Genomic DNA, 18,657 nt, shown 5'->3' on the forward strand with positions numbered 1-18,657 from the left:
ATTGAGTGAGATTGTTCCAGACAGCAAGATGCTATCTAAAACAACCTTATACCTAAGTTTTGCTACGTCCTAATCGTCCAAAGCCTGATATACCAGTACGTCAAATTTTCTGTCGATTTCGCCACCGAACGAAGTACCCCACATTTGCTTCATCAGTACGATGCTGATTTTCTCTTTTGGGTCGGCAATGTAGTGTGTGCTAAAAGCACCGCCCCATGCGAACGTACCGACGCTGTTTAAATCATTGGCGTGACCTTTCTCGCCAACAACACGAAAACCTAAACTGAAATAATTGCCCGGTTCTGGAAACAGCGTGCCGGTTTGATCACTTTGCGTAAACAGCTCAACGCCTTTGCGACTCAAGAAACGCTTTCCATTATACACACCGTTGTTGAGCAGCATTTGCAGAAAAATAGCGTAATCATAGGCTGTGCTCGACAAACCGCCCCCGCCCGAAAAATAGGCTTTAGCTCCGTTGATCGGATAATTCGGGTCAGCAGCTATGCCCTGATTAGCTGCCAGCTTAACCAGTTTTTTCGCTTCTTTATTTTCGGAGTATAGCGGTACGAGTCTATCTTTTTTCGAATCGGGTAGATAAAAATAGGTGTCTTTCATGCCCAAAGGCTCAAAAATCCGGGTTTGAAAAAACTGGTCTAACGGCACCCCGGAAACTACTTCAACCAGATAGCCCAGTACGTCGATACTCAGTCCATACGTCCATTTTTCGCCGGGTTGGTGGGTCAGCGGCTGTTTCGCCAGCTTCTTAACCATATCGCCAATTTTTACATTGTCGGTTGTAAAAGCGTCGATAATGCCGCCCGATTTGGTATAAATCGCCCGCATACGTGGGTCGCTCGCAATAACATTATAATTGATGCCCGACATGTGCGTAAGCAGATGACGTACCGTGATTTCGCGTTTGGCCGGAACGGTGGTATACGTACTGTCTTTCTCGTTGAATTTATCGAGCACAACAGGTTTGGCAAACTCAGGAATGTATTTACTGATAGGATCATCGAGCATGATTTTACCTTCTTCGTGAAGCATCATCACCGCCAGCGACGTAATAGCTTTGGTCATTGATGCAATCCGATAGATGGCATCTTTGGCCAGTGGCTTATCGCTATCAAGATCTGCTTTACCAAATGATTTGTGATACACGATTTTGCCGTTACGTACCACAATGGCCGCTACACCCGGAAAAGCACCCTTATCGACATAGGACTGAATCAAACCATCGAGCCGATTGAGTCGTTCGGCCGAAAAACCTGCCGCATCTGGATTTGCCACGGCTAATAGGGGAGGGTTTTGCTTGGTTGCCGTTTGCGCATGAACCGACAACGTAACAGCCAGTACGAACAGACACGAACGTAATGTAGATCTGATAAACATAAAGTTAGGTGTTAGGAATAACTGGCTGAAAGTTAACAAATAGTCAGAAATGATAATACTACGTAATGGCTCAGATAGGCTCCGGCTGTCGGTATTATGTTAGTCGCTGACGCAACACCGATAGTCGGAGCCTGAACACGTCCTTTTGATTATTTGGTCGTAATAAAGACCTGCGTTACGTTATCCAGCAAGTCTTTCAGTACTAAAGTTAGTACGTTCTACCTTGACACACTTGATTGAACACTCTCGTAAAATTGGCTACCTTGCTTGCCATCAGCCCTATTTGTTTTGAAAGTGCTTATCATAAGTTTAATATTACGTAACAATTTATTCTTATTAGTTTTCGATACGCTATGAAACGTAATTCCATTCTGTTCGGTGTTTTGTTTGGGCTTGCTTCGGTAACACAGGCACAACCATTTGGTAAACTGGTTAAACAAACACCCGGCATCGTTTCCTATACGCTACGTGATAGCTTTAGTAAAGATGTTCCGAGTACGCTCGACAAGATTAAATCGTGGGGACTTACGAATATCGAATTTTCAGGATTGTTTGGCAAAACGGCTCCTGAGCTACGTGCTCTGCTCGATCAGCGCGGACTACGTTGTACGAGTTATGGCGTGAGCTACGATGCCATTGACCAAAAACCCGATTCGATCCTGCAAAATGCCAAAGCATTAGGCGTAAAGTATATACGTATCGGTTCGATTCCACACAAAGGCCCGGCCACGCTCGACATCATTCAAAAAGCGGCTGAGGTGTTCAATCGTTTTGGGAAACAGGCTAAAGCGCAGGGATTCATGTTTTGCTACCACAACCACGGCTTCGAATTTCAGCCTTACGAAAATGGTACGTTGTTTGACCTATTGCTGAAGGAAACAAACCCCGAATACGTTGGTTACGAAATGGACGTTACGTGGACCTATCTGCCCGGTCAGGACCCCGCGAAACTGCTGACGAAATACCCGAACCGCTTTCGGCTGATGCACCTGAAAGATGTTCAAAAAGGTGCACCCCATAGCGACAAAGGCGGTATGCCTAACGAACAGTCGGTGGTGTTAGGGACGGGACAAATCGACTGGCCTGCAATTCTGAAAGCCGCGAATAAAAGCTCGGTTGAGTATCTCTATATCGAAGACGAAAGCAAAGCCGCAGAGCAACAGGTGCCGCAGAGTATAGCTTACCTCAAAAGCCTGTAAGGAAATCGGATAAATTCTTACTAAATAACACCGCTAATTGATTCAGCATCTTTGAGTAAACGAGTCGTGCTCGGCGCATGAATTGCGTTAATCTTGATCTCGGTATTCTTGTTTGGTGTGGAAAATCCCAAGCCAGAATGGGGCGTATTATGGATGCTGAAACCACTCGTTATCGTTCCGATAGCTGGGAGCAATGGGCGGTGTGTTTTGCTATGTTGTGAATCATTTACGCTATGCAAGCGGCTGGAAACAAATAGTTGGGTATGCTAGGATACATTATTGCTCTTTGGTACCGTTCTGGGTCTGGATGCTACACTCTGGAATTAAGCGTTTAACCTGTCTGGTTCTATATACATAAAAAAGGAGATGATTCTTTCATCTCCTTTTTAGCCAACACTTGATAGCGTTTAATAGCCCTGTTTGATACGTTCAATCAGACTGGACGTTGAATAGCCCGGCACCAGCGCGACTGTTTCCACACGGCCACCCCGACCGAGAACAAAATCGGCACCAACAATCGTAGCAACGCTATAATCGTTCCCTTTTACCAGAATATCGGGCTGAACAGCTTCTATAAGTTCGAGTGGTGTTGGTTCGCCAAATAACGTAACGGCGTCCACAAATTCGAGGGCTGCCATCAGACGGGCGCGGGCATATTCGTTCACTACAGGACGTAGCGGGCCTTTAATGCAACTAACCGACGCATCAGTATTAAGGCCGAGAATAAGTTTAGTACCCAGATTTCTGGCTTTTTCTAGGTAATCGATATGTCCTAAATGAACAATGTCGAAGCAGCCATTCGTAAATACAATCTGATGCCCTTCGGCCCGCCACTGACTGGCTTGCTCAATGGCTTGTTCACGCGTAAGAATTTTGGATTCAGTCATGGAGAATAATGTAGAATGAATAATGGATAATGTCTGCTACGTGTAGTTTATTCGAGCATTGTTGATTTTGCATTATCCATTATTCATTCCTACTGTGTAATGGCTTTAGGATCGTCCAGAACGTCGGGTAACGTAGTGGTTTTGTTACGACGTAGTAACACAATTAACAGCGCGCCAATTCCCAGCAGGATAATCATAATGCTTGAAACGCCGTGGATGAACGTAGCGAGAATCTGCCCATCCTGAGCCGTCAGACCATACAACAAAGCAACCTGACCCACCAGCAGGTGAAACGAGCCGATGCCACCGGGCGTTGGTGCCGCCATGCCTAACGTACCAACAACCAGAATAGTAAGGCCAGCCAGCGCACCAAGATTGGCCGTAGCGGGTAGCGCAAAAAACAACGTGTACGACATCAGATAATACAGCGTCCAGATGAGTACAGTATGAAAGATGAACGTACCGGGCCGACGTAATTTTCGGACGCTCAGGAGCCCATCAAGTAACCCTTTCAGGAAGCCGCTAACTTTCTGATAAACTGGATGCTTGCCCAGCGCTTCACGGTAGCGATTAAATAAAAACCAGCTAAGCAGAGCAAGCCCAAGAATTACAGCAACGCCCAAAAGCAGAAGGCTCGACACACTGGAACCTTTCGGCAATTTACCGCCTAAAAACTCCATAAAAAACTGGCTTAATCTGTCAAATTCCAGCACGAACGTAGCTCCAAGCAAAATTACCAGCATCAGCAGATCGAACAAACGCTCAGCTACTACGGTACCAAAGCTAACATTTACCGGAACCCCCGACAACCGATATAACGTACCGCAACGGGCCACTTCGCCTGCTCTTGGCAGTGCCATATTGGCCAGATAGCCCGTCAATACGCTAACTGTGGCTTCGAGTGCAGTAGGCTGTTGAGATACAACTGGTTCAAGTAACGTGCGCCAGCGTTGTGCGCGGCTCCAGTGGGCAACAAATGTCAATGCAGCCGAGAGAAGTACCCAGCGATAATCGGCGGAACGAATCTTGTCTAGTAAGTCACCTACGTCGAGATGGCTTTGTTGAAACGTAAAATAAAGCAGACCTCCGGCAATAGCCAGCGAGATGAGGTATTTTAGGATATTTTTGAGATTCATGTCGAACGTAGCGCAACCTAAAAGCAGCGCGTATAAAAAAACTCCGATACAAAGTAACGGAGTTTCAGGCAAAAGGTAGTTACTAATACGTAAAGGCTTAGCCAACGGCACTGAGGGAGGGTGGCATGGGTTGCTGGTATTGAATCACCCTGCAATCTCAGCAACCCTCAATAAACCGCCATTTCAGGTTCGATTTCCCGTGCCCAGGCGTGAATACCGCCTTCCAGATTATACAAATTTGTAAAACTGCCCTGTGTATAAAGATATTGCACTACGTTAGCTGAGCGAATGCCGTGATGGCAATAAATCACAACGGGTCGGTCGGTTGGAATACGTTTCTGGTTGTTGGGAATCATACCTACCGGAATCAGAACGGCGTCGTCCAGATGACAAAGGTCGTATTCGGGGCGTTCGCGAACATCCAGCAGGAAAATATCTTCCTTTATCGCCAGTCGATTGGCCAGTTCCTGCACCGACATTTTTTGTGGTTCCGTTCCTGCCCGATTTGCCTGAGCATTGGTTGGCATTAACCCTTGTTTGGCCACTTCATCGGCATTGGCCCGACGTTTGGTTTTGATTTTCTGCTGATTCATCGTTAGTAGATCAACCATGAGCAGGTGCTCACTCAAGGGCTCACCAATTCCCGTAATGAGTTTGATGGTTTCGCTGGCCTGATACGTACCGATAACACCCGGTAATACACCCAGAACCCCCGTTACGTTGCAGTTAGGAATTTCAATGTCGTTTGGAAAGTCGGGAAATAAGCACCGATACGTTGGCCCCCGGCGACCGTTGCCCAGATCGGCATTTAACACAGCCACCTGCCCTTCGAACCGATGAATTGCGCCATACACAAACGGTTTGCCGAACGTAACGCATACATCATTGACCAGATAACGGACTTTAAAATTGTCGGTACAGTCAATCACTACGTCGTAGCCTTCGATAATTGCACGAGCGTTGCTAATGTCGAGTGCCATTGTATACGTATCGAAATGAAGCGTAGGATTCAGTCGTTTCAGATGACTGACAGCTACTTTGGCTTTGGGTTTACCCACTTCGTCGGTTGTGTACAGGACCTGCCGTTGCAAATTGCTCAGATCTACTACATCGGGGTCGATAACGCCAATGGTGCCAACGCCAGCCGCTGTCAAATAGAGTAACACTGGACACCCTAACCCACCGGCACCAACAACCAGCACACGGGCGTTTTTGAGCCGTAGCTGGCCCGACGGACCTATTTCGGGTAAATTAAGATGCTTTTGATAACGTTGCTTCTCGGCGGGTATTAATGACGTAGCTTCCATAATATCAGGCTAGTAAGCTTTATGTGTAAATGGTGCATTAATCAAACAGATTTTACCGGGGGAAAATTGCATTAATTTAAAGACGGACGTAAATAATATGCTGTATTTTGAGGATTCGGCTCTATTTCATTTTTGGTCTAAATACGTAGTAAACCGGGCTTTGGCTGCGAAAGACATACCAGTGTGTCTCATTTTTTAGTACTATTGTCTCGACAAAATACAAACGTTTCTTTCCTATGAACCATACGCGTTTTTCGGTAACAGGCAGCGTAGCCTCGGGCCTGTTGGCTCTTACCTTAACTCTCAACGTAACTCCGGTTAATGCTCGCATCAATCCAATTCACGAACCACAAACGGTAGCCAAAAAAGGTCCCTGGCAAACCTTGTTCGATGGGAAAACCTTGACCGGCTGGCACAATTATTTGAAAGCCGGCCAACCCGTGTCCGAAAAATGGACTGTCGATAACGGCGCTATTCATCTGACGGCAGGTGGCGCAGGTGATTTGGTGACGGATAAAGAATTCGGTGATTTAGAACTCGAAATCGAGTGGAAAATCTCGGAAGGTGGCAACAGTGGTATTATCTATCACGTTCACGAAGATCCTAAATATAAAGCTACATATCAGACAGGGCCAGAAATGCAGGTGCTTGATAATGAGAAGCATCCAGATGCTAAAAATGGTCGTGATGGCAACCGTACGGCCGGTGCATTGTATGATCTTCAAAAGCCCATCACGCCCAACGCAGCCAAACCCGTTGGCGAATGGAACAAAGCTCGGCTGGTAATTAAAAATGGTCGGGCTGAACAGTTTCTGAACGGTAAGAAAATTGCCGATTACCCAACCAGCGGTCCTGAATGGGATAAAATGGTGTCGGAGAGTAAATTCAAGGGCTGGGAAGGCTTTGGGAAGTATTCTACTGGCCGCATTGCGTTGCAGGATCACGGCAACAAAGTGTGGTATCGGAACATCAGAGTTCGTGAGCTTTAATACGTTGTAGGGTTGTGAAGTTGTATGGTTATAAGGTTGTAGTACGTACCATACACAACTGTACAACTTTATAACCATACAACTTTACAACCCTATAACTTTTTCGCTATGACCACCCGCCGAACGGCCCTAAAAACCTTAACTGGCACGGCGCTGACCCTGCCCGCTCTGACCAACTCGTTTGCTGCTTCCATGACACAATCAGAACAAACAGCTCCCATGCTGAAAGGCAATATCAACCACGCAGTTTGTAAGTGGTGCTATAGTAAAATTCCGCTCGAAGACTTCTGTAAGTCGGTTAAAGAAATGGGTATTACCGGCATCGACCTGCTCGGCCCGGCGGAGTGGCCTGTTGTGAAAAAATACGGACTTACCTGCTCCATGGCACAGGGCGCGGGCAAAGGTATAGAACAGGGGTTCAACGATCCGAAACTGCACGACGAACTGGTTGCGAGTTACGAAGCCATTTTCCCAAAGCTAAAAGAAGCTGGTTTAACTAAAGTCATCTGCTTCTCCGGAAATCGTCGGGGTATGAGCGACGAACAGGGTATGGAAAACTGCGCTGTTGGCCTGAAACGGCTGATGCCAAGTGCCGAAAAATATGGTATCACCATGATTATGGAGTTGCTCAACAGCAAAGTGAACCACAAAGATTACATGTGCGATAAGAGCGCATGGGGCGTGGCACTTTGTAAAAAAGTTGGTTCGCCAAACCTAAAGCTGCTGTACGATATTTACCACATGCAGATCATGGAAGGCGATATCATTCGTACAATCAAGGAAAATCACCAGTACTTTGGCCATTATCACACAGGCGGAAATCCCGGACGTAACGAAATCGACGAAACGCAGGAACTCTATTATCCGGCTATCATGAAAGCGATTGTTGAAACGGGCTATAAAGGCTTTGTGGCGCAGGAGTTTATTCCAAAACGCGACCCGCTCACCAGCCTGAAGGAGTCGGTGATTATTTGTGACGTGTAGAATTTTTACGTAGTAGGAGCGAGGAGTGCGTAGTAGGAGAATGTATGCGTCAGCAACTCCTACTACGCACTCCTCGCTTCTATTACTATTTTAAACGAATATAATTCTTGTATTCGCCAATTCGCCAGCCAGTTAACTTTTCGATAAATGTTAGAAAGCGGACGCGGGGCGAATAATTTTTCTGGCGAGTATCGAACGCAAATTTCCAGTTCTGGCGGTCGACACGGGCTTGCATTACGGCCGGGTGTTTACCGGTAAACGGAGCCAGCGAGTCTATACCACTGTAATCAAAGGTTTCGAGCGATTCATGCGCTTTCTCAATCGTATCATCTCGATGCCAGAACCGATTGGCATACCGTAGCCGTTTCTTCTGCGTTTCGGGTGGTTTTACCCAACCATAATGGTAGATATAGGCGTCAATTAATTTAACGTTCAGCTTCTTATTGTCGCGTGTGCGGAACCCCTGTGCATCCTTATACGACACTACGTTGCCCGTATTACGTATCACCCGAATTTCACGCCGATACCACCTGCGGGAATCGCCAACGTAACTGTACGAACCGTAGAAATGGACGTAGTGAAATAGCAATCCCTCAACGGTTTTATCGGTTAAATACGTCTGCATGGCTTCGCGAACAGCGGGGACTGAATCTTCGTGCAATACCTCGTCGCCCTGAATGTAAAACGCCCAATCAACATCGGGTGAAATGGCCGCTAGTGCTTTATCCGTTTCCTGAGCAAGTACGCGCCCACCCGCGTGCGATTGTGCGCTCTGATCCCAAACGGTATGAACGATACGTATCTTATCGGAAGGAATAGACTGAATCAGTTGCAACGTAGCATCGTCCGATTCGCCAACGGCAACCACGAATTCATCACACAAGGGCAGCACCGACGTAATGGCTTCTACAATCGGATAATCGAACAGAACGGCATTGCGGATAAAACTAAATCCGGCTACTTTCATGGAAACGAGCAAGTTTACTAAGAACCGCAAAGATACGCCCGTTTTCTGCCTGTTAGAATGTAGTTGTTTATTTCAACTAAAAACTGACCTGTTAACTAAAATTCCCGATTCGGTTTTAATACGTATTGCGCCAGTACCGGAAAATGGTCGGAAAATGAAATGCCCGACAGCGTCTGACAGGTTTTAATTTGCCAGTGATTGCTCACAAATTGTTGATCAATGCGGGCACAGTAGGGGTGGCGATTCAACGTAAAGCCAAGTCCCTGGCCGGCTTCTTCGAACGCATTCTGGAAATTCTGACGCAGCTTTCCGTATGAATAGCCAATCGGCAACTCATTGAAATCGCCACAAATCAGAACCGGGTACCGGCTGCCTACTACGTAGGATTCTACTTCAGCGAGTTGTTCGTTTCGGTTTTCGAACCCTTCTTTGAGTCGGCCAAAAATATCGGCAAAGGCGGAAAAAAACTGACTAACATTCGCGGTTTTGAGTGCGCTGATTAGTTGGTCGGTTCGAACACCCATCGACCAAAGATGTACGTTTACTACCCGAATCGTATCGGATTTATAGGCAATGTCGGCACAAAGAAATCCGTTAATTTCAGGGCCATCGGGGCGACTCCAGATGCGGCCGTACTCTTTTACAATTGGATAGTTTGAAAATAAAGCAAGCCCGATTTGCCGATCTCTGTCGAAACAGCGCAGCTTTTCAACTTTAGATTCGTACTGGCGTTCAATAAGTGCATTCGGCGAATATTCCTGAAAACAGGCAATGTCGGCTTTGAGAGCCGCCGGGTCAAAACCACTTCCTTGTGGATTAAGCGAAAAAGTTTCGCTATTGAAACTCAATACGTTGAGAGGTTGACTATGCTCAAGCGACATCAATTTTCCATCGCTGCTGCCGATCAATCGTTTCGCCACCACAAACGAAAACAAAACCCAGATCAGTCCGGCGGTTGCAACCAGTGACTGTTGCCGGTAGAACAGGTAAATGCTGGCTGCTAATCCACCGGCCATTGCCAACGGCAAGCTCATCATGATGAATCCCGTCAGCCAATGGTCAATCATTGGGTAATAACAAAAAGCCATCGTGAAAAACAGATAGCTCAGCATGGTATAAGCAACAGGAAACTCCCGGTATCGATTAACAAAGTAGCTGGCCAGCGCCTTTAACGTATTTCCCCAATGTCGTAGCGCAGGTGGAAGCGAACCGATAAATAGATTAAACGTAGTCATAGCTTTAGCCGTTAAGAGGAATGGAAACAAGAATGAGCGCGTTTTTACCGCACATCGAAATGAGCGTCGCCTATTCTGAATCCTTCTGAATATAATTCTATTGTATAATGCCCTGGTTTATAGGGAGATTCTCGCCGAAAGAAGATGTCGACCCGCTGGTCGTTATTTTCGAAGGGTACCGTCTGTCGGATGCTATATCCAATTTCGTGGCCGTCGTAGGTGATAATTCCGCCAACTCCGCTTTCACTGATAACGGCCCCGTTTGTATCGGTCAGCCGTGCGTAAATATCTTTGTTACTCTTCGATGCGACCGGATTGGCTGGCATAATGAAACTGAACTTCAGCCGGTCGATGCGGGAGGATTTATACGAACTACCCCGACGTTCTCTACCATTAGACGCTACGGCTATCACCTCCAGATTAACGGCTTTCATGGCCGACGCTAGCGTCATTTTATCCTGAAGGTCAGCATTTTGCAAGGAATAATCGACCAGTGTTTGGGCGAGGGCCGCTTTTTCCTGTTTCAGGCCAGCGTTTTCGCTCAGAATGGTTTCTTTTTCCTGTTCAAGTTCACGGGCGCGGCTAATTAACGTACCGTTTTGGGCTTTCAGCTCACGAAGGTTGGTAGTATTATGCGCCAGAAAGTTTTTGTAATCTCTAATTTTGAGGTTATACTGCTGAATCGAGAAACTCAGGTCATACTTTAGCTTCTTTTTGTCGGTTTCCAGTTGACGCTTGATACGTTCTAGTTCAACTACGCTGCCCCCCAACTGCCTGACTTCAATGATTTTTTTATCCAGTACCGTCGAAATGGAGTCGAGACGGGCTTGTGTAGCGGCAAACTGTTCCACTTTAGCCGTCAGCAGTTTCTGGATTTCCAGCGTTTCGTTACGAGAACCAACAAACAAATAAGCCAGTAGGGCCATAATACCAACTAGTGCGCCAATAATCATATTGACGGCGCCAGATCGGTTATTTGTTACGTCTAATTCCATGATTTTTTCCAGATTGTATGCTACAAAGCAACAACATGAAACTTAAGCAGGACTTAATCTGACTTTAAAATAACCTTAAAATGAACCGGAAGACGGCAATGTTAAGCTGAATGTAGTGCCTTTTCGGCTAGAGTTTACTGTAATAGACCCATTGTGAATTTGTGTAACCTGCCAGACAACAGCTAGCCCCACGCCATGCCCCTTGCTCGATTGGGCTGTAGCATTACTACGAAAGAATGGCTGAAAAATATGCGGTAAATCAGTTTCGGGAATCTGAGGCCCTTCGTTGAAAACGGTTACGGTTATTTTACTCCGCTTCGACCGAAAATCGACAACTGCCGCGCAGGTTGGTGAAAATTTGCAGGCATTATCGATTAAATTCATCATCAATACTTTCAGCGATGCGGGATTGCCTAATGTAATCAATGCTTCTTCATCGTCTGGGAAATCGGTGAAGGTGAGCTGAATACGGTAGTCGTCGTGCCATTTCTGCAACTGAGTTTTTACTTCCCAAAGCAGCTCATCAATACGTACTGGTTCCATCGGTAACGTATCAACCCGAATTGACGTATTCGCCAGTTCCAGCAACGTATTGGTCAGTTGGGTCAGTGTTCGTGTATCTTCCTGAAGCGATTGTAAGGTACGTTCATAAGCTTCGGGATTACGTTTTTGAATAAGTGCTACGTCGATTTGTGAGTTGATTTTGGTCAGCGGGTTTTTCAGTTCGTGCGATACGTTGGCGATAAACATTTTCTGCGTGTTTAGCGCCTGTTCGATACGGTCGAGTAATTGATTGAACGTAGCAACCAGCAGACCGATTTCGTCGGAGCGGTTCGGGTGTTGCACACGCTTCTCCACATTGGCCGGAAAAATAGTATTCACCTGCTGAATAATACCCGACATCGGTGCCAGTGCCCGGTTGGCAAAGACCCATCCCGAAACGCCCAGTAACAAAATGGCGACCAGAATCATGATCAGCAAAATTTTCTTCAGATCGTCGAGTGCATCTTTACCCGTCTGATCAATGCCGCTGACAATCACCCAGTTATTTGCTTTGCCGGTGGTCAGATGAATGGCTACAATCTGGTATTCATTCTTACGCAGGTATAACGTCTGAGCCGTTGAATCGAGCTGTGGAATAAACTGTTCGTGAAACTGCGCGTTGGCCGGATTGCTGGTAAACAGAACCTGTTTGGTTTTCTGGTTATAAACCGAAATATTCTCGGACAAGAGCGGTTCTTTGTCCGATGCATCGATGACACGTAGCACCGTGCTGTCGGTTTGCTGAAGGTCGAAAAGGAGGGTAGTGGTAGTAACGGCGCGGTCCTGTAGTCGCTTGAAAAAACGTTTTTCGAGGTAAAGCTTGCTGAAAAAATAAACGCCGAGCGAGAACAACAACAGCACCAGCGTTACCAGAAAGACGAATTGATACGTGAGCCGGGTTCGAATATTAACCATTACGACACAACCTTTACGACGTAGCCCATGCCAATCTGCGTATGAACCAGTTTGGGCTCAAAGTCCTTATCGATCTTTTTGCGGAGGAAATTGATGTATACCTCAATAACGTTTGTCCCCGTATCGAACGTAACGTCCCACAACCGCTCGGCCAGTTCTACCTTCGAGATAACGCGCCCCTGATGCCGCAAAAAATATTCGAGTAGTTGAAACTCCTTGGCTGTCAGGGTAATTTCTTTTCCGGCACGTATTACCTGTTTGGTGTCTGGATTTAGTTCTAAGTCAGCAATTTTCAGCAGATTAGCCGTTGGTATTGTCCCATTGCTACGTCGGGTAAGGGCCCGAACTCGCGCCATCAGTTCCCGAAATTCGAACGGTTTTACCAGATAGTCATCAGCGCCTGCGTCGAGTCCTACAATTTTATCGTCAGTCGTGCCGAGGGCTGTAAGCATCAAAATGGGCGTTGTTACGTTGGCGTCGCGTAGTTTCCGGCAAAGCTCTAAACCGTTGAAGCCGGGCAAAATAATATCAGAAATAATGAGCGCGTAGGGCGACCGGGTTGCTAGCTGAAAGCCCATAGCCCCATCATAAGCTATATCTACTTCCCACTGGTGCTCTTCGAGTCCCTGTTTTATACTTTGAACCGTTTTGACCTCATCTTCTATCAGTAGAATTTTCATGATAGCGCCGTTTCCACGCCCGAATGTATGGAAATAACGCCAGAAACCGACGTTTTGAGTCAGTTATCGATGTTTTGTTACGTTTGGCAAAACGGATTCCCCTTTGTTTTAGGGCACAATTAGATTGGTAATATTATAGCCGTAGCCCGAATAGATCATACTATGCTGAAAGAGCTAGAAAAAGGTTTTGTTAAAAAATAGAAAAAGTACATTTTTATACACTTTTAGGAGAAAAAACTACATATGTCGGCCGAAGAACTTGTATCACTTACCAAAGCCAAACGATTTGCTTATCTCGATACAATGGATATTGAGAGTGAGGAATACTTCAATCTGTCGATGGAAATTGAGGCATTGCTCAAAGAGATGGTGCAGGAGTTACTGGGCGATGAGGATGACGTAACAGAAGAAATGGAAGAGGAATTGATGGAACTTGTCGAAAAATCGGCTTCTTTTGATCAATCAATCGATGCCATTAAGAAGTTACAGCGTTTTGTCGACCATGGCGAAACAAAATCATTTCTTTACCTGAAAAAAGTATTGACCAAATACAGTACACAGTAAAGATTAATTGCTAATTGACGACCTCAAAAGCATCCTGATTTTTATAAAAGCGAATGAAAACAATATACTTTATCTTGATCAGTATGATTTGGGGTTGCACATCAAAAAAAGAACAGTTTATCGGGATAGCTGATGGGAAATCCTACACATTTTACACGCACACAGTTAACCGTATTTTCAATAAAGCGTACTACCAATCGCTTCAGTTAGCAGGTATTCAAAAGCCTCTTCCAATTGATGATAAAACCACTAGTCCCGGTTATCCTTATTCGCTGGAAGTTTATAAAAACGTACCACATGTCGTTATAGATTCAGTTTCTCATACGTATCAAAATAATTACGATGAGTCAGGGAAGAATTTTGCTGTGTTATACGTAAATCCTCAAGATTTTTCCCGGAGAAATTTTGAGGATTTTGCTCATTTTTTTCAAACCGAGTGGCTATGTGTCAAAACGAATGTAGCACTTCAGCAGGGCTATCGCAGCCTGAATATAGTGGCACTGGTATACGGAACAGACGAGCAATTTACCCATCACTTTGCAAATGGTAAAGAAAGTATTGACGTCTGGACGGATGGAGCAATTTACTACGACACTGGCAACGGATCTTTAGAAAGCACTAATCTTAGCAAAAAAGTGCAAATGCCGGGCGAAATTATTGCTGTTCAAAAAAATGGAAAATTTAGCCTTGCCGATTTGAAAAATTATCGAGACAAAATAAATAAATCATTGAGTAGTTATTTTCAACTTAAGGAAGAATAAAAATTCTATTTTATTACCTTTAAAACTTATTCAAGGCTTCTACTTTACTATATACATGAATTTTTTGTAAATATTGTAATGTGCTTTTTCATAATTTTTACGCTAATGAATAATTGTAATGACAGTAGTACAGGATTGCCCATTTGACGAACGTAGTATAACTCGACTGTGTCAACGTAGCACTCATGTCACAACGTAGCAAACTTTTGCCTTTATTCGCGAAATATGTCGACCACGGTTATCCTTTTATTTACGATGAAAAGTGCACTCATCCTTGCCTCTATTTTGATTATTTTGTCTGTGATCGGGTATAAGCTATTTTCAGGATGGGGTACGTTTTATGAAACCGATTATAAGGGTAAACATTTTGTACTACAGGAAAAAGAAACCAAGGGTTTCAGCACCAATAGTTTTCAGTGGCGTTTTAAGCTTGGCAAACATCCTTACGTATATATAAACGCCCTTACCAGAGATTGGGGACAACCCTACAGTACTGATGTGTATGGTACCAATCCCTACTCTTATATCAAAGAGATCAATACAACTTACGTATCAGCTTATGAATCGTCAGATAGCGTTGACAGAACTGTTTATACATTCCTTTACATTGATCCTGATGAAGTTTCCGAAGCTGCTTACAAAGATTATCTCGATTTTATGAAAAATGCCTGGCAGCTTATCGATAGTGCTTATGCTGGCGATGACCTGCGTGGTTTTCCACGTATTATGGGTCTTGTATATGGCAAGCAGGAAAAATTCATACTGGAATTTAAAGGAAAATTACGTTTCCTGGATCAGCCGCCCGCGCCTTATATCTGCCTCATCAGACCCGATGGTCGAGTGGATATGGTAAACGATGATGGTGTCGAAAATGTCGTTTTCTCAGGGTTGTCATCGCAAGTGCAGATGCCGGGGAAAATACTTTATTATCAGAAGTCTGATTTTAAGCTGACCGAACTGAAGCAACTTAAAACCCAAAACGGGCGTAGTCTGGAACATTATTTTACGATTATAGAACAGGAGTAATAGCTTTCTATGACTAGCTATCTGAAAAATTTCGAATATGGCTATCGTAAAGTGTGTTTCTATCCGGATAAAAAAACAAGGCTTATAGCTAGACGTAACAAACCCATCCACAACTGTCGACCAGCCAGCGGATGGGTTTGTTACGTATTACATCACATCTGTTGAAAGCCAAAGAACACAATTTTCCAGGCGGCTCCAATTCGGCTTGGTATGCGTTCCAGAATTCGTACTTCGCGTTGTTTACCAACCACTTTCCCGGCTTTATCCAGCTCTTCCTGTGTGTAGGTTGCCCAGGCTGTTTCGCCCGAAATATGAACGTCGTAGTCGGCGAAGCGAACGGTGTGACCAGTGGGGTGCAGGGTTTTGAAGTAGCTGTTAGTCAGCGATACCAGTTTGTTTCCTTTCAGATAAGGTGCATCTGTTAGGCCCAGTAGGTTGGGTTGCTGGCGTTCTACATATGGCTTTTCGAGTGCCCACTGCGCTTGCAACAGATCGCCATCGGCTTCCTGATAGGCGCGCACTTCTGTTTCTATAGCCTTACGAACCAGGTCCTCTTCGAATTTATTCTGTCCATAATCGAGTAGGGCAATTACGCCATCAATTTTCCAGCTTCCATTTACTTTCTCCATCAGTCGAATCTCTTTCGTTGGCTTGTTATTTTCCTTACCGTAGAGATATTGATCGTAGGTAACACGGGCAGCATTGGGTCCGTAAAACTTGAAAACATAATTTTCCGTCAGCGGATTTACTTCACGAGGTTTGGTGCCAAAGGTCTCGGATAGTTTTCTGTCGTTTGAAGCAATCAGGTAGCCCGACCTCGTATTGTAGGCCTGCAATACGTTGGCGAGATTGGCAAAAGAGGCATCGTATTCTGCCTGTTTAAGCGCATAAGCATCTTTGGTTGATTGCGTTAGTATTGTTTTGATGGCTGCTTCATCGGCAGTAGTTTGCGCCATTGCTCCCGTACTCAAAAGCAATAGCACGCATGTAAACATATTGGTTTTCATAAGGCTTGGTAGTGGCTACGTTTAAATGGATTGACTAATTTGTATGACCGGTTGAACGTTGGTGAAGCTGGGAATATCGGCCAGCAGAACAGGGGCGTGAGCAGCCAGTGCCGCTTGTAAATCCTCAAGAGAATTGAAATTGAGCTGGGTTATCATAGCATAAGCGGGCGGAGTATCGGGGCCACCACCGGCCAGCCCAGCTTTGAGGTCGATGCTGACCAGCCCGGCCGGGTCGAGGTGCTGATGCACCAAAGGCGTGTGCGTCTTGAGGTAGTAATCCAGATCGAACCGACTATCGGTGGTTTTGGGATACAGAAGCGTTGCGCTAATCATGGTTTTAAGAGAACAGAGTATGTTTTAGAATGAAAAATTATTATCGAACTTGGCCGAAGGTTGCTTTACCCAGATTTGATTGAAAGCCTGGCCCGCCGAGAATGAAGATGCTTTCTGAAAGCCCCACACTGTTGCCGTTATCGGTGTTTTTGCCACCTGTTGGCTGTAGCTTCTGGAACTGACTCCACGTTGTGTTGCTACGTAAAAAAAGGTAAGCCGCTCCCTGATTCGCCCGCTCACCAATAGCCCCTATCAGTAGGCGGTTGCCCGAAATGGAGACACTATTTCCAAACGAATCTCCTGTTTGACTCTCGCTGTTGATGAGTTTTGCCTGTTGCGCCCAGGTTGTATTTGTGCGAAAAAAAACATAGACCGCTTCTTTTTTAGGCGCGCCCACAACAACGTAACTGCCTGCTATCGAGACGCTACTGCCAAAGTGATCATTTGCCGTGCCGTCGCTGGCTAGCAATTTTGCCTGTAACGTCCAGCTCGTGTTGGTGCGAATGAAGACGTAGGCCGACCCCTGACTGGTATTACTTCCTACGTTATCTCGATCAGCCCCTACCACTACGTAGTCGCCCGAAATAGCGACACTACGTCCAAAATTATCGTCAGCCGCGCCATCATTGGCCGACAAAAAATAATTGATTACCCAGACCGTACCGCTTCGTAAAAAGACGTGAGCCGACCCTTTTCCTACGATACCTGATACCTCATCCTGTTCGGCACCTACTACTACGTAATTTCCCGAAACCGACACGCTGCCCCCAAAATAATCATCGGCTACGCCACTGCTTGCGGTCAGTTTGCTTTGCTGTGTCCAGGTCGAACCACTGCGGAAGAACATATAAGCGGCTCCCCGTGCTGCATCATCGCCGGGGGCTCCAACAGCAGCGTAATTGCCATCAATGGAGACACTGCTACCAAATTCGTCACCAGACGCCCCATCACTGGCTGTCAGTTTCGCCTGTTGTAGCCATACGGTACCAGTTCGCGCAAATACATAGGCGGCCCCTCGCTCTGACGCATTGCCCCGCGCTCCCACAATGGCGTAGTCGCCTGAAATAGAGACACTATAGCCAAAGCTGTCACCATTTGCCCCATCGCTGGCTTTCACTACGCCCGAAAATTGATTCTCAGGTGCCGTGAAAGCTACGGGCATCCAGTTGATTCCATCGTAGAGATATAAACTCCCTTCATCCGTATCGAAAACGAGTGCGCCGGGCTGTGGGTCGGCAATACTGCCCCGTTCTTCCGTAGTGAGCCGGGGCGGGTAGAACGCTTTGTTGGTACCTTTCAAATCCAGCACCGCCGACGGATGCGGTTGACCGCCCATACCAATCTGAGCCTGCCCCACAATCGGCAGCAGAAAGATGGCTAACGGAAGCAGGTATACGTATCGGCTTATATGTTTCATGGATAGATTTGGTTATTGTGAGAAAGAGCCTTTTCGTTGCACTTGCTGAGTTTGCTTAACCAGAAAAACCGAACAGTATTGGTATAAAAAATGGCCCTGTAGTTTTAGTGAATTAGTCCTTGTCGCATGGCTTCCTTCACAAGCCCGGCCATGCTACGTACCTGTGCTTTGCGGAATAAATGCCGCCGGTGCGTTTCTACGGTCGAAATAGATACACCGAGTTGCTGGGCAATTTCAACTGTAGTCAGTTCGGCGGCAATCAATTGTAATACGTCGGCTTCGCGTGGGGTCAGGTTCATAAGCAGGGATAGAAAACGGAT

At 45.8% G+C, this 18,657-nt stretch carries 19 protein-coding genes; 6 read left to right on the top strand and 13 right to left on the bottom strand.

Translation table 11 applies throughout. From position 1 onward, the window contains the following. Window positions 1–69 precede the first annotated feature (69 nt). A complete protein-coding gene (locus tag ACYVD4_RS25350) occupies window positions 70–1,392 on the bottom strand; it encodes a serine hydrolase domain-containing protein (RefSeq protein WP_460950461.1) in 1,323 nt (440 codons plus the stop codon). A 353-nt stretch (window positions 1,393–1,745) separates the two neighbouring features. On the opposite strand from ACYVD4_RS25350, the gene ACYVD4_RS25355 reads away from it, so the two are divergent. Continuing rightward, on the top strand, window positions 1,746–2,591 hold the full coding sequence (locus tag ACYVD4_RS25355) for a sugar phosphate isomerase/epimerase family protein (protein WP_460950463.1): 846 nt from the start codon (window positions 1,746–1,748) through the stop codon (window positions 2,589–2,591). A gap of 407 nt (window positions 2,592–2,998) precedes the next feature. Here the strand turns inward: ACYVD4_RS25355 and rfaE2 are convergent, their stop codons facing one another. From rfaE2 to moeB, 3 genes are all read right to left on the bottom strand, one after another. Continuing rightward, a complete protein-coding gene (rfaE2, locus tag ACYVD4_RS25360; protein WP_460950465.1) occupies window positions 2,999–3,478 on the bottom strand; it encodes a D-glycero-beta-D-manno-heptose 1-phosphate adenylyltransferase in 480 nt (159 codons plus the stop codon). Between the two features lie 89 nt (window positions 3,479–3,567). Beyond that, window positions 3,568–4,614: a lysylphosphatidylglycerol synthase transmembrane domain-containing protein gene (locus tag ACYVD4_RS25365; protein WP_460950714.1), complete on the bottom strand. Its 1,047-nt coding sequence runs from the start codon at window positions 4,612–4,614 to the stop codon at window positions 3,568–3,570. A gap of 167 nt (window positions 4,615–4,781) precedes the next feature. Further along, complete coding sequence (moeB, locus tag ACYVD4_RS25370; protein WP_460950466.1) at window positions 4,782–5,921, bottom strand: molybdopterin-synthase adenylyltransferase MoeB; 1,140 nt, start codon at window positions 5,919–5,921, stop codon at window positions 4,782–4,784. A gap of 236 nt (window positions 5,922–6,157) precedes the next feature. On the opposite strand from moeB, the gene ACYVD4_RS25375 reads away from it, so the two are divergent. Further along, on the top strand, window positions 6,158–6,910 hold the full coding sequence (locus tag ACYVD4_RS25375) for a 3-keto-disaccharide hydrolase (RefSeq protein WP_460950468.1): 753 nt from the start codon (window positions 6,158–6,160) through the stop codon (window positions 6,908–6,910). A gap of 108 nt (window positions 6,911–7,018) precedes the next feature. Continuing rightward, complete coding sequence (locus tag ACYVD4_RS25380; RefSeq protein WP_460950470.1) at window positions 7,019–7,894, top strand: hydroxypyruvate isomerase family protein; 876 nt, start codon at window positions 7,019–7,021, stop codon at window positions 7,892–7,894. An 85-nt stretch (window positions 7,895–7,979) separates the two neighbouring features. Here the strand turns inward: ACYVD4_RS25380 and ACYVD4_RS25385 are convergent, their stop codons facing one another. The 5 genes from ACYVD4_RS25385 to ACYVD4_RS25405 form a co-directional block, all read right to left on the bottom strand. After that, complete coding sequence (locus ACYVD4_RS25385; protein ID WP_460950472.1) at window positions 7,980–8,861, bottom strand: glycosyltransferase family protein; 882 nt, start codon at window positions 8,859–8,861, stop codon at window positions 7,980–7,982. 95 nt (window positions 8,862–8,956) lie between these two features. Beyond that, window positions 8,957–10,096: an endonuclease/exonuclease/phosphatase family protein gene (locus tag ACYVD4_RS25390; protein ID WP_460950473.1), complete on the bottom strand. Its 1,140-nt coding sequence runs from the start codon at window positions 10,094–10,096 to the stop codon at window positions 8,957–8,959. A 44-nt stretch (window positions 10,097–10,140) separates the two neighbouring features. After that, window positions 10,141–11,091, bottom strand: coding sequence for a hypothetical protein (locus ACYVD4_RS25395; RefSeq protein WP_460950475.1), 951 nt, complete (start codon window positions 11,089–11,091; stop codon window positions 10,141–10,143). A gap of 75 nt (window positions 11,092–11,166) precedes the next feature. After that, window positions 11,167–12,549 (bottom strand): sensor histidine kinase, encoded by a 1,383-nt coding sequence (locus ACYVD4_RS25400; protein WP_460950476.1) that lies wholly within the window; start codon window positions 12,547–12,549, stop codon window positions 11,167–11,169. Then, the gene (locus ACYVD4_RS25405) at window positions 12,549–13,229 is read right to left on the bottom strand and encodes a response regulator (protein WP_460950478.1); all 681 of its coding nucleotides are present in this window, start codon (window positions 13,227–13,229) and stop codon (window positions 12,549–12,551) included. Before ACYVD4_RS25405 ends, ACYVD4_RS25400 begins: the two co-directional genes overlap by 1 nt. Window positions 13,230–13,472: 243 nt before the next feature. On the opposite strand from ACYVD4_RS25405, the gene ACYVD4_RS25410 reads away from it, so the two are divergent. From ACYVD4_RS25410 to ACYVD4_RS25420, 3 genes are all read left to right on the top strand, one after another. Further along, window positions 13,473–13,793: a hypothetical protein gene (locus tag ACYVD4_RS25410; RefSeq protein WP_460950480.1), complete on the top strand. Its 321-nt coding sequence runs from the start codon at window positions 13,473–13,475 to the stop codon at window positions 13,791–13,793. A gap of 53 nt (window positions 13,794–13,846) precedes the next feature. Beyond that, window positions 13,847–14,554, top strand: coding sequence for a hypothetical protein (locus tag ACYVD4_RS25415; RefSeq protein WP_460950481.1), 708 nt, complete (start codon window positions 13,847–13,849; stop codon window positions 14,552–14,554). 255 nt (window positions 14,555–14,809) lie between these two features. Further along, window positions 14,810–15,580, top strand: a complete 771-nt coding sequence (locus ACYVD4_RS25420) for a hypothetical protein (RefSeq protein WP_460950483.1) — start codon at window positions 14,810–14,812, stop codon at window positions 15,578–15,580. A 152-nt stretch (window positions 15,581–15,732) separates the two neighbouring features. Here ACYVD4_RS25420 and ACYVD4_RS25425 read toward each other — a convergent pair whose 3' ends face one another. The 4 genes from ACYVD4_RS25425 to ACYVD4_RS25440 all read right to left on the bottom strand — a co-directional run bounded on the left by ACYVD4_RS25425 (window position 15,733) and on the right by ACYVD4_RS25440 (window position 18,657). Then, window positions 15,733–16,587, bottom strand: coding sequence for a hypothetical protein (locus ACYVD4_RS25425; protein ID WP_460950484.1), 855 nt, complete (start codon window positions 16,585–16,587; stop codon window positions 15,733–15,735). A gap of 21 nt (window positions 16,588–16,608) precedes the next feature. Then, complete coding sequence (locus ACYVD4_RS25430) at window positions 16,609–16,920, bottom strand: EthD family reductase (protein WP_460950486.1); 312 nt, start codon at window positions 16,918–16,920, stop codon at window positions 16,609–16,611. A gap of 40 nt (window positions 16,921–16,960) precedes the next feature. After that, window positions 16,961–18,337 (bottom strand): FG-GAP repeat protein, encoded by a 1,377-nt coding sequence (locus ACYVD4_RS25435; RefSeq protein ID WP_460950487.1) that lies wholly within the window; start codon window positions 18,335–18,337, stop codon window positions 16,961–16,963. Between the two features lie 104 nt (window positions 18,338–18,441). Further along, complete coding sequence (locus ACYVD4_RS25440) at window positions 18,442–18,657, bottom strand: response regulator transcription factor (protein ID WP_460950716.1); 216 nt, start codon at window positions 18,655–18,657, stop codon at window positions 18,442–18,444.

It is taken from the genome of Spirosoma daeguense (genome assembly GCF_054776875.1).